Raw genomic sequence first — 15,828 nt, forward strand, 5'->3', positions numbered from 1 at the left:
GTTATTATGCCATTACATTATATGATTACGGCAAAATAGGGAAAAGACCAAGCTGAGTGGTTTATTCCTTTAGATATTACAATTAGAAATAATACAGATAAGGATGTAAATTCTCCTACAATAAGTTTTGATGTTAGTAAAATAGCAAATATAAGTGGTGAAGTTAGAGCGTATACGGGTTTTGCTCAACAAACATTTACCGGACCTGTAATTAAAGGAAGTTTGTCAGAGCATATGGCACTATTAAAAGCTAAAAGTTCTACAACTTTAACTTTTGGTGTTAATTTTTCTAGTACTTCTATTTATCCTACATTACCTACTGATTTTACCTTTAATGGTGAGCCTATTGTAATACCTGATGATCATACTCCTCCAACTAAAGTAGAAGATATAGTAACAGCTGCTTCTGGTCCTACAAGTTTCTCTTTAAACTGGACTCCAAGTATAGATGAAGAAACAGGTGTTGATAAATATATAGTAAAATATAGAGCAACTAATGAAACAACGGATCATGAAGCAAGTACCACAACTAACAGTATATCTTTAAAGAATTTAGCTGCTAATACAAAATATCAAGTTAATATTTCAGCAGTTGACTTTGCGGGTAATGCTTCTGCTTCTAGTGCATATTATGCTTCTACAGATGAAGCTTTAAAAGGTCCTGCAAAATGGAATACTGGTAATTGGATTAAAGGTTCTCCTTTTGTTGATTCAACTGCTTGGCCAACTCCTCCTATTGATAAATGGGCTGCAGAATATAATTTAAAAGGTTATTTCTTAGGATTTATTACAGCTCATTATGATACTGCTAGTGGAAGCCATAAAGCTTGCTGGGGCGGTAATTTAAAGATGTATGATGGGATTGATAATCAAGAATATGATGGTGACGTAACAATCTCTAACTATTACAAAACATATATTAATGGTATTAGAAAAAATGGCGGTGATGTAATTTTATCTTTTGGTGGTGCATCAAATGAACCAATAGAAGCTCCAATATCAGACGTTAAGAAAATTGTTGATATTTATTTAAAAGCTATTACAAATTATGGGTTAACTTTAATTGATTTTGACTTTGAAGGTGGTTTCTTAGGTCATACAGATGCTTTAGATAGACATATTGCAGCCATAACCGAAGTAATTAAAGCAAAACCTGATATAAAAATTTCTTATACCTTACCTGTAGACGGGGCTCCTGGCTTAATGGGCTTTAATGGAAACGGTACCACATTCCTTAAAAAATTACATGATGCAGGTATCACACCATCGCTTGTTAACGGTATGTCTATGGAATTTGGTCAAGGTTCAAATGCTAATCTGTTTGAGTGTGCTAGACTTTCTCTTGAAGGTGATGCTGCTAACGATACAGATGGTAGCAAAAAAGGTGCAATCAAACAGCTTTCAGAAATTTGGACAAACTTAACTCCAAAAGAACTTTATGCAATGACTGGTCTATGTACTATGTTTGGCAAACACCTAAATGGAAAAGTCAATACTGTTGCAGATCAAAGAGAAATCAATAAATATTTTGTTGGTGATAAAGGTCTTGGAAATGTCAGCGGTTGGGATGCTTCAATAGATAGTGATCCTGCAAAAGGTGGCGGTGGTTATAATGTTGGTGATTATAGTAAAGCTGTTGCTGACTATAATCCTGAATTATTAGGAAGTCATGTTGTTACAGACGCTCACTAAACCTTAAAATAATACAGTTGGTTAACTTAAACTTGCTTACAATTTAAGCTTTTGCATGCAAATCTAACTTAATTAGCTAGCCGTAATGCCTTAAATCTTAAGGCATTACTTCCCCTCCTTTTTTTCAGAGATAGTAATCCTTACTATTTCTGAAAGTTTTTTTCAAATAACAAGTATACTTTTTTCAAAATTAATATTTCATATTTTCTTTAAAAGAAGATTATAATATGTAGATATCTTCTATGTTGTATTTTTAACAATACATATTACAACTAAATTAACTTTTATTAATATTTAGACCATACATTTTCTCATCAATAATCCTAGTGCTTTAGTAAAATTTATAAAATAATTAACTAATCTTAACTAATTATTTATAATACTATAATATGTATTTCCTTGAATAATGGAGAAACCTCAGTAACTATTTTATTCATAAAAATAAATTTAAATTAAGTTTATTTTTATATAAATGCTAATTTATATAAATTTTTTAATTCAAATAAAGGTTAATTTATGTCGAAAAAGAAAGAGATTGATAATGATAATCTAGAAACACAAACAAATGAAACAGCTGAGGCTGCTAATGTTGGTTCAAATGAAAGTGAATCAAGTCGTGCTTCTACGCCAATAAGCCCTGAAACAATGGCAATCATCAGCAAAGAGTTAGAATCATTAACAAATGTTGAGAAAGGTGATGGTGAGCCTGAAGCTGAAGAGTCTTCTGATTTACCTAAAGATGCTTCTATGGTGATTTCATCTGAAACTGGTGAGGCAGTAAGTAATTTACAAGACTCTGATGAAGTTGATGCATTGGGTGACGTAGTACGCAGTACTGAAATTGCAGAATAATTGAAGTCTTATATGTGATTTGTCATTGCGAGGAAAATTACGAAGTAATTGACGAAGCAAGGAGGTATAAAAAATACTAACTTATAGCATTTTTTAACTAGATTGCCACGCTCATTTCATTCGCTAGCAATGACTAATTGGTATCCACGTAATAATACCATCACGGGGTGATAACAATAAAATCGAGCCATGCAACAATGTCCTTTAATTCTTGCAATGACTATTTCGCTATACTCAATCATAATAAAATTTAAAAATACCAAATTATGTCAAAATATGTTTCTAACAAATATAATATTAAAGAAAAACAGGATGATGAAAATATATTGGGTCAATTGAAAGATTTAGAAGAAGAAATAAATGAAAAATATGAAGTTAATATAGTGGGTGATATTTCCTTACCCCTATCAATAAACTTCCTTTCTTTGAAAAGTAGTATTTCATACTCCTTTCCAAAGAAGCTTTAAATGATGGGTATACAAGGTGAAAAGCGGTTTCCACCTTGTATACAATTTTAATTTATATATTTTATTAGTTTATAGAGTATATTTTTCTGAAATAAAACCTTTATCGATATAGCTAGGTAATTTTGATAATTCTTGTTTTAGTTCGTTATCTACTCCTATAGTTTCAAATTTACGATCAACTAAGAAAATTATAGGCTTAGTATTGTGATTATAGAAAAAATCAAAATTTGGCTTGTTATCAAAATATCGATACACTCGAGGGAAATGATAAGCATGGGTAACAATAGCGATTTCAGTATTATTTAAATCAATATTACCGTCTTCATGTTCTTTATATAAAGTTTTAAACTGTCCGCCAGTGTTAGCCTGATTTTCCGGTAATGCAAAAATATAAAAATTCTCTTTTGGATAATCCTTGATCTCGTTCTTATCTAAATCTTTCTGTAACAAACTGTTACCTTCCGCTCCGCCATTAAATAAAATTATCGGTCCATGCTCCTTTAATTCTTGATAAGTTAAATCAGATACGTGCTTATTAAGCTTTTTAGCGGCTACTTCTCTTGCAATTTCAATACCAAGTCTCATTCTATTATAACCGTCTTCTTTATCTACAGCCCCTATATTTTGGGCATGAGAAATAATAGGCATTTTATTATAAGAATGTCTTGCTGACAAAACCCATACATATTTTATATTCTTATCTATCTCAGGATTTTCAGTGGCATAAATATTTTGTATCTCTGAAATGAAACTTTTACGTACCTGCTCATTATTAATCTCTAAATTATTAAGATCAGTTACTAGTTGTTCAAAATGCTTATCTTGTGTATGTTTTTGGTAATTCTGAAATCCTAGAATCGAAACTATAGCTATAATAATTATAGAAATAGCAATGCCAAAGTTTTTGCAGCTTTTCATATTGTGATAAAGTAATTAGGTTGAAATATGGGAGAGACATATCACGGCTTAATCGTAATATCAAGCAAAATAACTTTTGGTAACTGGTATTACTATTTTCCGTCTGAGCTAAGGAAATTACGGAGTAATTGACGAAGCAATCCAGAAAAAATAATATTAGTATTTTTAACTGGATTGCCGCGTCGATGCTACGCATCTCCTCGCAATGACGGAAAAATTGATCCATTTTATCTCCTACCACCCGCATTCATAGCTAAGCTTGCTGAGACAAATTCTTCGAGATCGCCATCAAGTACGCCCTTAGTGTCAGAAGTTTCATAATCAGTGCGTAGATCTTTTACCATTTGATAGGGCTGCAACACATATGATCTAATTTGATGCCCCCAACTATTATCCGTCTTGGCGGCATTCTGCTCGTTAACACTATCGGTACGTTTTTGCATTTCAAGCTCATAGAGTTTAGCTTGTAGCATTTTCATAGCTTGAGCTTTATTTTTATGTTGCGATCTGTCGCTTTGGCATTGTGTAACCGTGCCGGTAGGTATATGGGTGATACGTACCGCTGAATCGGTAGTATTAACATGTTGTCCTCCCGCTCCCGATGCTCTAAAAGTATCGATTCTTAAATCTTTATCCTCAATTGTAATTGCTATATTGTCGTCAATTTCCGGATATACCCAGCTACTTGCAAAGCTGGTCATACGTTTGCCTGCCGCATTAAAAGGAGAAATACGCACCAACCTATGCACTCCTGCTTCAGTTTTAAGCCAGCCATAAGCACGCTTACCGATTATCCTAATCGTGCATGATTTTATGCCTGCTTCTTCGCCGTTAATCATATTAATGATCTCAGTTTTGAAGCCTAATCTTTCGGCAAAACGTAAATACATACGCATCATAATAGACGCCCAATCATGACTTTCTGTTCCTCCCGCTCCGGCATTTATTTCTAAAAAGCAGTTATTACTATCTGCTTCGCCTGAAAACAAACACTCAGTTTCAAATTTTGCGGCAATAGTGCTTAAATTTTGTAAATCTTTCTCAACTTGCTGCATTATCTCAAGATCATTTTCAGCTTCAGCCATTTCTTCAAGCTCTAATGCATCTTTTAGATTAGACTTAATTTTATTATAAGCTCCTAATTGTTCTTCTAGATTGCTTTTTTCTCGTAGTAATTTTTGAGCATTAGCTTGATCATTCCATAGATCGGGACTTGCCGCTAACTCCTCTAACTCTGCTAGTCTAGTTGCTGACGTTTCGACGTCAAAGTGACCTCCGAAGCAGTTCTAAAGACTGCTCAATTTTCTTAACGTAATTCTCTATTTCCGCTCGCATTATTTTTTCCTGTTATATATTTTGGTTTTGTTATATTATCGTGACTATAGACGTCATTGCGAGGAAAAACTATAAGTTTTGACAAAGCAATCTCAGGATATTTTCATGAGATTGCCACGTCAAGGCTTCGCCTCTCCTCGCAATGACGGAGATGATAAAACGCAAATTATATCACAATAATTATGAATAATCAAAAATATATAAGGAACTTCTCAATAATAGCTCATATCGATCACGGCAAATCTACTTTGGCTGACCGGTTAATTGAATATTGCGGTGGCTTGCAGGCAAGAGAAATGAGCCAGCAAGTACTAGATTCAATGGATATCGAAAAAGAGCGGGGCATAACAATCAAAGCCCAAACAGTGCGGCTTGTATATAAGGCTAAAGACGGCAATACTTACTACTTAAATTTGATGGATACCCCTGGGCATGTCGATTTCGCTTATGAGGTTAGTAGATCGCTTGCAGCGTGTGAGGGGTCGTTGTTAGTGGTTGATAGTACGCAAGGGGTAGAGGCACAAACTCTTGCCAATGTTTATCAGGCAATTGAGAATAATCATGAAATAGTGCCAGTACTGAATAAGATTGATCTTCCGGCGTCAGAACCTGAGCAGGTAAAACAACAAATAGAGGACATAATTGGGATTGATGCAAGTGAGGCAGTACTGATTTCTGCCAAAAGTGGTATAGGTATTGACTTAGTTTTAGAAGCAATCGTAAATAAATTACCTCCACCGAAAGAAAGTAATACAGATATTTTAAAAGCATTGCTTGTTGATAGTTGGTATGACCCTTATCTTGGTGTAGTTATTTTAGTGCGTGTTATTGATGGATCGTTACGTAAGAATATGAAAGTCAAAATGATGGCAACGAATTCGGTTTATACAATAGAGAATGTTGGATATTTTACTCCCAAAAAACATATTTCGGATGTTCTGCATGCAGGGGAAATCGGCTTTTTCACTGCTTCTATAAAGCAGGTAGCAGATTGTAAGGTTGGAGATACTATTACCGATGAGAAGAAGCCTTGTGAGCAAGCTCTGCCAGGTTTTAAACCAAACTTGCCGGTAGTATTCTGCGGGCTTTATCCGACAGATAGTAGCGAGTTTGAGCATTTAAAGGATTCGCTGGCAAAACTTCGCCTTAATGATGCTAGCTTTGAGTATGAAATGGAAAGCTCATCAGCTTTAGGAGTTGGTTTTAGGTGTGGTTTTTTAGGGTTGCTACATTTAGAGATCATACAGGAACGTTTAAGTAGAGAGTTTGATCTAGATTTAATTACTACCGCTCCAAGCGTGGTGTATAAAATTCATATGCGTGAGGGTGAAGTGCTAGAGATTCACAATCCAGCTGATTTACCTGATCTGCAAAAAATCGACTCAATGGAAGAACCTTGGATTAAAGCAACTATAATGGTACCTGATGAGTTTTTAGGTGCGGTATTATCGCTTTGCACTGAAAAAAGAGGAATTCAGTTAGATCACAACTATATAGCAAATAGGGCAAAAGTAGTATATAAATTGCCACTAAATGAGATAGTATATGATTTTTACGATCGGTTAAAAAGTTGCTCAAAAGGTTATGCAAGTTTTGAATGGCAAATGGATACATACGAGCCGTCTGAACTTGTGAAGCTTGGGATTCTGGTTAACAGCGAGGTAGTTGATGCGTTATCGACAATCGTACATCGCTCACGTGCTGAGCAGCGGGGGAGGGCGTTATGCATAAGGCTAAAGGATTTGATACCGAGACAGCAGATCGATATTGCAATTCAAGCAAGTATTGGCAGCCGTATTATTGCCCGTGAGACTATTAAGGCATTGCGTAAAGATGTTTTATCCAAATGTTACGGCGGTGATATAACTCGTAAACGTAAGCTGCTCGAGAAGCAAAAAGCCGGTAAGAAGAGAATGAGGCAGTACGGCAATATCGAAATCCCACAATCTGCATTCATCGCAGCATTAAAAATAGGGGATGAATAGTAGTTTTTTCTTCGTCATCCCGTGATTTATTCACGGGATTCAGCATAAAGCGAGATAACCTAAGCTTTTTATATTAGTATTTTTTATTATTTTCTGTATTTAGTTTAACACCGGTTCGCAGCATCCTCCTCTCAAAGATCGCCTGATTACGACCAACCACCCCGCCAAGCCTTGCCTTCTCCGCCACATTACCAAAGCCAGTACCGTTCATTATCCCAGTCGTAACACCAGCCGCTAGCATATCCTTGCCTAGCGATCTTAAAGCCTTTTTGCTAGTAGATTCCTTTACTCCCTTTAAAATATTCCCACCATTATTTGCAGCTCCTATCACCACTCCAGACGCAAATCCACTCACCCCAGCCGCTATAGCACTACTTACGCCTGCTCCAACTGCACCAATCGTACTACCTACTCCGGCGGTTGCTGCCGTTACTGCTGTCCCTATTACCACTTGAGCTTGAGGGGTTAATGTACGTGTCTTACGATCCCAGTTCTTACTTTCTCTCTTTATCTCACCAATATTTACATTCTGCTTGCCCTGCCTTGCCTCCAACATACTCACCCAAGCAGACCTTAACCAAAAACCTACTTCTTTGGTATTTGCGGAGTTTCGATTAGTTTTAGTCTCGCACGTTTAGAATTATCATTTACTGCAAGATATTTAGGATTCTGTTTAAGCCCTAAGTTCCTCATAATATCATTAAAAATATTTTCTATTTCTTTGAACTCGTTTTCTAAATACTCAAGATTAGCATCACATTTACTATAACTATTAACAATGTTTTCTGTTAGCCTTTCTGTTGTCTTTACAGCCGCTTTGCCTAGATTTATAACTAGCATTCTTTGAAAAAGACTTTTTAATATTAATTTTAGCTTTTTATTAAGTATTAATTTTATTAAATTAACTATTCGGTGCATCACTTTCCTAAATCAAATATTTACTATTCTCTAAAATAGCATTATCTGATCCAGTTTGTAAACTATTAGTAGAAAATAAAAATAAGATGGTTTTGATTTTAAAGTTTTTTGTTAGAATTTTTTCTCTCTATTTCGAAAAATTTACTCATTATTTCTACTAGTTCCTTTTTTGTGTTTACACTAGCACGACCTACAGCTTGAGCTGGTTTATCAGAAACATTAGATAATACCTCACATTCATAAAAGTAATCATCCTTATCATAAATACAAATGTAAATTAATTTATTATTTCTTTTAAACCCAATAGAATTAAAATCGTCCCAATCATCTACTACAGAAAAAGTATCATCACCAAACTCCTTATTAATTATATCTATGAATCTTATTACTAATTGGTTTTTTTCTATCATTTTAAAAAATCTTTTTTTATTAATAATTTTTTAGCAGTTCTTGCTGCGTCTACTCTATTATTTGCATCATTTAAAATTTCTCTTAATGTTTTATCCCAATATTCTCCTGGAAATTCTTCTCTAATACTTCCTTTTCTATGTTCTGATACAAATTCTCTTGCAGTTTTATCAAGGCTTTCAAGAACTTTACGACCAGTAACATTATTATCTTTAATTTCATATTTTTTTCCATCCTTAGCTAATTGTTTTTCTTTCTGATTCTTATCTTTGTCCGGTTCGAAGTCAGGTTTCATTGAGCCAGAAGCAGCAACAGCCTTTTCTTGAGATTGAGGATTGGCTTTACTATTATTATTTCCCTTATTACCATGTTTACTTTTCTCTAAAATAGCACTATCTGCTCCAATTTGTAAATTATTAGTAGCAAGTAGAGATATAATAGTTCCGATTTTGGCAGAAGAAGCGGTTTCGTTATCAATAATTCCTAATGAGTTTAGTTTCTCTGCTAAACTATTGAACATATTCGAAAGAACTATTGGAACATCGGAAATACTAGGCAAAGAAATATCCGGCAATAATGGCTCGGCATCAACTTTTTCTCTGTCACCAATTACAGCTGTGGAGGTAGACAATAAAGCTTGCGTCATTAATGCTTGTTGCTGGAATAAATGCAGAGCAGCATTATACTCCACCACCGAAGAGGAGATGCTAGTTGCCATTTGCATGTCGGAGGCGGATGCACCGGCGAGCATCGCGGTAGCTGCGACTATAGTGTCGTTCCAATTAGATAAGCCAGTGCCGCTTTCGCCAGTGCCAGAAAACTTATGAGCTGGGGAAGAGGTAAGACCGCTTAAAGCCTCACCCATACCACCAGCGAGCATACCTATAGCAACATTACCCTTGCTCGCTAAGGCGTACGTCCCACCAAGTGCCGAATGCATCATTACTTTGGCTGCTCTTTCTTCACTTAGACCATATCGCTGTCCTATGTCCCCGATATAGCCTTGACCGACTGCTAAAGCCCCACGCAGCACCTCACCCATGAAATTATCACGAAGACTGCCGCCCTTAATCGCTGTATTAACACCGGTTCGCAGCATCATTCTCTCAAAGATTGCCTGATTACGACCAGTTACGCCTACATCTTTTGCTTTCTCTGCTACATCCCCAAAACCTGTGCCGTTCATTACTCCCGTTATAACACCAGCTGCTAGCATATCCTTGCCTAGCGATCTTAAAGCCTTTTTGCTAGTAGATTCCTTTACTCCCTTTAAAATATTCCCACCATTATTTGCAGCTCTTATCACCACTCCAGACGCAAATCCACTCACCCCAGCCGCTATAGCATTATATCCCTACATGTGATGATGTTTATTTAAAAGGATTAATATCTCTAACTTCTATGACACTTGCTAAATTTTTATCATTCCTTATAAGTTTTAATTATATTACGGTTTTCATCTTCTATTACTACCGTTCCATCTTAGTATTTTCTAGTACAATATTTATAGTCAATATCCCATAAAAATAACATTAAACTATATCTTCAACGTCCCCACCTAAAGTAGTAGGATTTTTCTCAATAATTTCTTCAAGAGAAAAGAATACAGATTTAGAAGAAGTATCCACTAATTTAGAACCTTTTTTAGATGGTTGATTAGTTTCAGCAGAATCCGAAATATACCCCTCATCTTTAAAATCACTTTTATTAATTACTTTCATATCTTCTATTATCTCTTCTTTCAGTTTATTTATAGCTTCTGTATAACTTTTAAATTTTGAAGTATCAGCTTCATATTGAATTAATAGTTTGCATATAGCTTTATATGTATCATTTTTTGGTTCAGCTATATGTGCAAATAATGCTATAAAAACTACTTTACCTCTTTCTAGAATTTCAGCATTAGGATTACCGCCATGCTCTAATAAAAATTTAAGTGTTTCTACATAATTAGATAAGTCTTTTTTTGTTTCAGAAAATGAACTGTCGGAATAAGTAGGATCATTGGCTGGAATCGCAGCATTTACTAATAAAGCAACAAGATCTTCTGAATAACCATCGTGAGCTGTTGCACCATATTTGAATAGCTTTTCTAAAATTTCTACATTACCTTTTAGTATTGCGGATATAACACCTTGAGATGCGATAGCACCATTTTTTAGGAGATAATTTATTACGTCAATATGTTCTTGCATGGTGGCAATACTTAATATAGCCCCTCCATGTAAAGGATTATTAATTGTAGTATTAACATCAAAATTTTTTTCTTCAATAAAATATTGAACTAAATCTAAACGACCTTTATGAACTGCTTTATAAAGATACTCATCAGGAAGTTCTGATGAAGATAAGGAAATTAATGTTTTAATTTCTTCTAGGGTATATTCATGACCTATTGCAAAATAAATAGCTTCATTTATATCAACTTTTTTTGCTAATAACTCTGTTATTATTTTTTCATCTTTTAGCTTAATCGCTCTATTTAATGCTGTTCCATGTTTAGGATCAACATAGTTGATTTGATTGGTTTTTATAAGTTTTTGAATATCGGCTTTTAAAATTTGTTTTTTAGTTTTAAAAAAATTTCCTAGAGCTAAAGAGGAGGATTTTTTCATGATAATTTACCTTAATTAATTTATAGCGGGCGTACTATAAAGTAATTAAGGTAAATTATCAATATAAAATATTAACTAAATATCAAAGAATTAACTATTAGTTTACTTTCTTAATCTTTAGTTGTAGTTTGTGGTTTTCTAGCTCGATTTCACTAATATGATCAGGAATAAAATCTTTAGCAAATTCACTTAAGGTTTGCTCTTTAATAAACTCACCGTAAATATCAGTTATTCTAGGCAAATTTATATCAATCAAAATCCTATCTGTTATAGCAAAATCGGCATTTTTTCGAGCTTGTTGTATAGACCGCACAATATCTCTAGCTATTCCTTCGTCTATTAACTCAGAGGTCAGCTCTAAATCAAGTATTAGCAGACTGCTATTATGGGCAAAGCTGCTAGCCCCTTTAATATGCGAATGAGGTTCTAAGATTAGTTTATATTCATCGCTATTTAAGGTCTCATTACAGATCCTCAAGCCGTCAGAGGTTACTTCCCACTCGTTCTTTTTAGAGGCAGCTATAATATCTTTCATTTTAGCTGGCAGACGCTTACCGAGTAGCGGGAAATTAATCGATAATTTTTTAACTGCATAATTTTCTAAATCATCACGATAAATTACTGATTTAACATTAATTTCATCTTTAATTAAATCTTCAAAATCTTTTAGTTTATCGTTATTTTTGCTAATAATAGTTATACTGCTAAGTGGTTGTCTTACACGTGCGTTTTCGCTACTTCTGATGAATAGGCTATGACTGCAAATATCTAGTACAGTATCCATAGTATCCACTAGCTCGCTGTTTATTTCAAATTTTGAAAGATCAGGATAGTTGCAAAGATGGACACTTTTTATGTCATTGCGAGCCACTATTGACTTGTCATCCCGTGGCTTGACCACGGGATCTTGAGCCATAGCTTTTTCTCCTGAGATACCGCGATCAAGTCGCGGTATGACCCTATTCGTTAGCCCCAAATATATCGCTTCCGAGATAAGTGGCACGAGTGATGACATCGCAATGGACATAGTCTCCAAGCACGTATATAGCGTGTTATAAGCATTTTGCTTGTCTAGATCTTTTTCGCTTTTCCAAAACCTAGCTCTGCTTCGTCTAATATACCAGTTATTTAGCACTTCAAAAAATTCTGAAACAGCATGATAAGCTATTTGAGTATCAAAATTGTCTAAACTTTCTTTAATCTTTTCTACCGCTATTTTGAGCTTGGATAATATATATATATCAAGCACATTGTCCGAGTTAAACTCCTGCTCGCCTTTAATATGATCGGCATTAGCATACATCGTGAAGAAATGGTAAGCATTCCAGATAGGCTTGATAAACAAACGAAGCGTATCAAATACCATTTTGCCGTCTTTATCAATCAGTAGCTCTTGCCCTTTAACAACATTGGAAGAAAGCATTGTTACCCTTAAGGCATCTGAGCCATATTTATCGAATAGCTCCAGCGGATCGGCATAGTTATTTAGACGCTTTGAAAGCTTTTGACCCGTAGCATCTAAAATCACCCCGTGGCATATACAATTTAAAAATGGTGGACGATCGAATAGGGCAGTAGATAACACCATTAAAGTATAGAACCAGCCACGTGTTTGTGCGGAATATTCAACTATGAAATCTGCCGGAAAGTGATCCTCAAACCACTGCTTATTTTCAAAAGGGTAGTGTGCTTGCCCGTAAGGCATCGAGCCGCTTTCAAACCAACAGTCAAATACGTCTTCTATTCTACGCATTGTTGATTTACCGGTTGGATCGTCGGGATTGGTCCGCGTTAACTCATCAATAAATGGACGATGTAAATCAGTAATTTTAACACCAAAATCTGTTTCTAGCTCTTCTATAGAGCCGTAAACATCTATGCGTGGATATTTTGGATCGTCAGACTTCCATACCGGCAAAGGTGTTCCCCAGAATCTATTACGGCTTATTGACCAATCTCTAGCATTCTCAAGCCATTTACCGAATAAATTATCTTTAACATGCGTCGGTATCCAATTAATTTGCTGATTTAGCTCTACCATTCTGTCTTTAAATTCGGTAACTTTTACGTACCATGACGGAACAGCCTTGTATATAAGAGGCGTATCGGTTCGCCAGCAATGCGGATAATTGTGAATATATTGCTCGGTTTTTAGCCAATTCCCTTGCTCTTTCAGCTTGATTATTATTTTATCGTTTGCATCAAATACTTGTAAGCCCTCTAAATCAGGTATTTCTTTGGTGAACTTACCACTATTATCCACGGGGCAAACGAGCTTTATGCCTTTCGATTCACAAAGTATTTGGTCATCTTCACCAAACCCAGGAGCCATATGTACTACTCCTGTGCCGTCTCCCTCAACAACAAAATCGCCGGCAAATATCCTAAAGCTATTCGGATGATTTTTGAAATAGTCAAATAGCGGCTTATAGCTTAATCCTTGAAGCTCTGAGCCTTTAATTATCGTGAATTGCTCATCGCCTTTTAGCTCTAATTCTTTAGCGTATTTAGAAACAGATGAGGCAGCTATGATATAACAGACATCGCCTTTAGGAACTAACGCATAATTAATATCACTGCCAACTGCTAAGGCTAGATTTGACGGTAATGTCCAAGGGGTAGTCGTCCAAGCTAAAACACGATACTCCTTATAATCACCATGAGGTATTTTGTCGTTCAGTACAAAACTAACTGTTACAGCTTTATCTGCTCGCTCTCTATATGAATTATCAAGTCTTGTTTCAAAGTTAGAAAGCGGAGTTTCGCATGCCCAAGAATATGGCATAACCCTCATAGATTCGTACAATAATCCTTTATTATATAACTCTTTGAATGCCCAAAGCACAGATTCCATAAAATTCTTATCCATTGTTTTATAAGAATTCTTAAAATCCACCCATCTTGCTTGACGTGTTACATATTGCTCCCACTCACCGGCATATTTCATTACCGAATCTCTACAATGAGAGTTAAACTTTTCTATCCCGAAATTAGTAATAGCAAGACGCCCTGAAATACCGAGTTCCTTTTCAGATTGCATTTCAGCAGGTAGTCCGTGACAATCCCAACCGAAACGACGCTCTACTTTCTTACCTCTAACCGTTTGATATCTAGCATATACGTCTTTAATAAAGCCAGTTAGTAAGTGCCCATAATGCGGTAACCCATTAGCAAAAGGCGGACCATCGTAAAAGATAAACTCAGCATCGCCCTCTCTAATATCAATAGATTTTTGGAATATATTATTATCTTGCCAAAATTTTAATATTTCTTTTTCTATGGTAGCAAAATCAGCATTTGAGCTAACTTCTGGGTAATATTTAGTGTTTGTCATTATTTTGTAAATTATTTATTATAACAGTTTAGTTTATTGTAATGTCATCCCCGCTTAAGGCTTTGTTGCGTAGATCGAGAGTCGTCATTGCGAGCGAATGAAATGAGCGTGGCAATCCAGAAAAAATAATAAAAAATGCTATAAATTAGCATTTTTTAACTGGATTGCTTCGTCAATTACTTCGTAATTTCCTCGCAATGACGGAAAAACTGATCCACGCAACAATGCATCCCGTGGTCAAGCCACGGGATGACACCGATTTATAATAATAGATAATAGCAGAGAGATAAATAGCTAACTATGACAAATAGCGAAAAAATTTATATAGGGCTTTGTATAATATTCTCTACTCTTATAATACTTGGTAACTTAATATATCAAAAATTTGTTATGTTACAAATACCGTTTTATAAGTTTGAGTTATCAGCAGGAGCAATATTATACCCTTTAACATTTTTAATTACTGATATAATTACTGAGCTATATGGAAAAGAAAAAGCTAATTTTTGTATTAGATTAGCAATATGTATGAATGTCCTAGTTACTATAATTATAATGTTTGTAAGTTATTTGCCGGCTACTAATTGGTCAAAAATCAATGATGAAACATTTAATAAAGTATTTAGTTATTATAGTGTAGCATTCCTTGCATCTATTATCGCATGTTATATTGCTCAAGCAATTGATGTTAATTTATATTTATGGATACGCAAATTAACTAAAGGAAAATATTTGTGGTTAAGAAGTAATGTTAGTACTTGTATCTCATTATTTATCGATACTACTATCGTGATTAGTTTTATGGCAATGTTTAATATCTTTCCTGTCGAGCAAATATGGAAATTATTTTTTACCATCTGCTGCACACCATTAGTTTATTTGAGCCTTTTTTCTATAAGGGGTTTTATTAAATTTGATATGAGTACTTGGAAAAAATAGCAACAAATATATAAGTAATAATCGTCAGTGTAAAAATATTTGATTAATATTACTTTTTTAGTTTTTCTTATTTATTAAGTTTGGTATAATAATATTATATAGTAAGTCATATCAAATAATTATAAGTTATTAACATGTATATCAATACTTTAACCATTACCTCTAAAGGACAAATCGTTTTACCAAAAAAAGCCAGAGATATTCTAAGTAGCACTGTTATTGCTGTAGAAGTTAATGATAATCATCAGGTTATCTTATCTCCTGTTTTAGATGTAGGAGGTGTTTTTGCAAAATATAAAAAAAATACAGAAGCTTCTTTTGAAGAGATGAGAGATAAAGCTTGGAGAGAAAACGTAAGAAAATAA

At 34.7% G+C, this 15,828-nt stretch carries 14 protein-coding genes; 6 read left to right on the forward strand and 8 right to left on the reverse strand.

Annotation, left to right across the window (positions count from 1 at the left end; all coding sequences use genetic code 11):
- The first annotated feature begins 234 nt into the window (after positions 1-234).
- The 3 genes from AAGD49_RS03200 (at position 235) to AAGD49_RS03210 (ending at position 3,011) form a co-directional block, all read left to right on the forward strand.
- Complete coding sequence (locus AAGD49_RS03200) at positions 235-1,692, forward strand: fibronectin type III domain-containing protein (RefSeq protein WP_341789102.1); 1,458 nt, start codon at positions 235-237, stop codon at positions 1,690-1,692.
- A 516-nt stretch (positions 1,693-2,208) separates the two neighbouring features.
- Positions 2,209-2,544 carry a hypothetical protein gene (locus AAGD49_RS03205; RefSeq protein ID WP_341789103.1) on the forward strand — a complete coding sequence of 112 codons (336 nt, stop codon included), beginning with the start codon at positions 2,209-2,211 and terminating at the stop codon, positions 2,542-2,544.
- A gap of 266 nt (positions 2,545-2,810) precedes the next feature.
- Positions 2,811-3,011 (forward strand): hypothetical protein, encoded by a 201-nt coding sequence (locus AAGD49_RS03210; protein WP_341789104.1) that lies wholly within the window; start codon positions 2,811-2,813, stop codon positions 3,009-3,011.
- Between the two features lie 69 nt (positions 3,012-3,080).
- On the opposite strand, the gene AAGD49_RS03215 is transcribed toward AAGD49_RS03210, so the two are convergent.
- Both AAGD49_RS03215 and prfB read right to left on the reverse strand, forming a co-directional pair.
- Complete coding sequence (locus AAGD49_RS03215) at positions 3,081-3,929, reverse strand: hypothetical protein (RefSeq protein WP_341789105.1); 849 nt, start codon at positions 3,927-3,929, stop codon at positions 3,081-3,083.
- A 227-nt stretch (positions 3,930-4,156) separates the two neighbouring features.
- A protein-coding gene (prfB, locus tag AAGD49_RS03220; protein WP_341789106.1) for a peptide chain release factor 2 occupies positions 4,157-5,264 on the reverse strand; the annotation gives its coding sequence in 2 pieces (ribosomal slippage) (positions 4,157-5,194 and positions 5,196-5,264; 1,107 coding nt in all).
- Between the two features lie 182 nt (positions 5,265-5,446).
- On the opposite strand from prfB, the gene lepA reads away from it, so the two are divergent.
- A complete protein-coding gene (gene lepA, locus AAGD49_RS03225) occupies positions 5,447-7,249 on the forward strand; it encodes a translation elongation factor 4 (RefSeq protein ID WP_341789107.1) in 1,803 nt (600 codons plus the stop codon).
- 73 nt (positions 7,250-7,322) lie between these two features.
- On the opposite strand, the gene AAGD49_RS03230 is transcribed toward lepA, so the two are convergent.
- The 6 genes from AAGD49_RS03230 to ileS all read right to left on the reverse strand — a co-directional run bounded on the left by AAGD49_RS03230 (position 7,323) and on the right by ileS (position 14,524).
- A complete protein-coding gene (locus tag AAGD49_RS03230) occupies positions 7,323-7,805 on the reverse strand; it encodes a DUF637 domain-containing protein (RefSeq protein WP_341789108.1) in 483 nt (160 codons plus the stop codon).
- A 29-nt stretch (positions 7,806-7,834) separates the two neighbouring features.
- The gene (locus tag AAGD49_RS03235; protein ID WP_341789109.1) at positions 7,835-8,167 is read right to left on the reverse strand and encodes a hypothetical protein; all 333 of its coding nucleotides are present in this window, start codon (positions 8,165-8,167) and stop codon (positions 7,835-7,837) included.
- A gap of 98 nt (positions 8,168-8,265) precedes the next feature.
- Positions 8,266-8,577, reverse strand: a complete 312-nt coding sequence (locus AAGD49_RS03240) for a hypothetical protein (protein ID WP_341789110.1) — start codon at positions 8,575-8,577, stop codon at positions 8,266-8,268.
- Positions 8,574-9,905, reverse strand: a complete 1,332-nt coding sequence (locus AAGD49_RS03245) for a DUF637 domain-containing protein (protein WP_341789111.1) — start codon at positions 9,903-9,905, stop codon at positions 8,574-8,576. The genes AAGD49_RS03240 and AAGD49_RS03245 overlap by 4 nt, the downstream gene beginning before the upstream one ends.
- A 202-nt stretch (positions 9,906-10,107) precedes the next feature.
- Entirely contained in the window at positions 10,108-11,190 is a 1,083-nt protein-coding gene (locus tag AAGD49_RS03250) for an ankyrin repeat domain-containing protein (RefSeq protein ID WP_341789112.1), read from the reverse strand.
- A gap of 97 nt (positions 11,191-11,287) precedes the next feature.
- Entirely contained in the window at positions 11,288-14,524 is a 3,237-nt protein-coding gene (gene ileS / locus AAGD49_RS03255; RefSeq protein WP_341789113.1) for an isoleucine--tRNA ligase, read from the reverse strand.
- 300 nt (positions 14,525-14,824) lie between these two features.
- On the opposite strand from ileS, the gene AAGD49_RS03260 reads away from it, so the two are divergent.
- Together AAGD49_RS03260 and AAGD49_RS03265 are read left to right on the forward strand one after the other, a co-directional pair.
- The gene (locus tag AAGD49_RS03260) at positions 14,825-15,463 is read left to right on the forward strand and encodes a queuosine precursor transporter (protein WP_341789114.1); all 639 of its coding nucleotides are present in this window, start codon (positions 14,825-14,827) and stop codon (positions 15,461-15,463) included.
- A gap of 134 nt (positions 15,464-15,597) precedes the next feature.
- The gene (locus AAGD49_RS03265; protein WP_341789115.1) at positions 15,598-15,828 is read left to right on the forward strand and encodes an AbrB/MazE/SpoVT family DNA-binding domain-containing protein; all 231 of its coding nucleotides are present in this window, start codon (positions 15,598-15,600) and stop codon (positions 15,826-15,828) included.

Origin of the sequence: Rickettsia endosymbiont of Lasioglossum villosulum, assembly GCF_964026455.1 — a bacterium.
Taxonomy (GTDB): domain Bacteria; phylum Pseudomonadota; class Alphaproteobacteria; order Rickettsiales; family Rickettsiaceae; genus Rickettsia.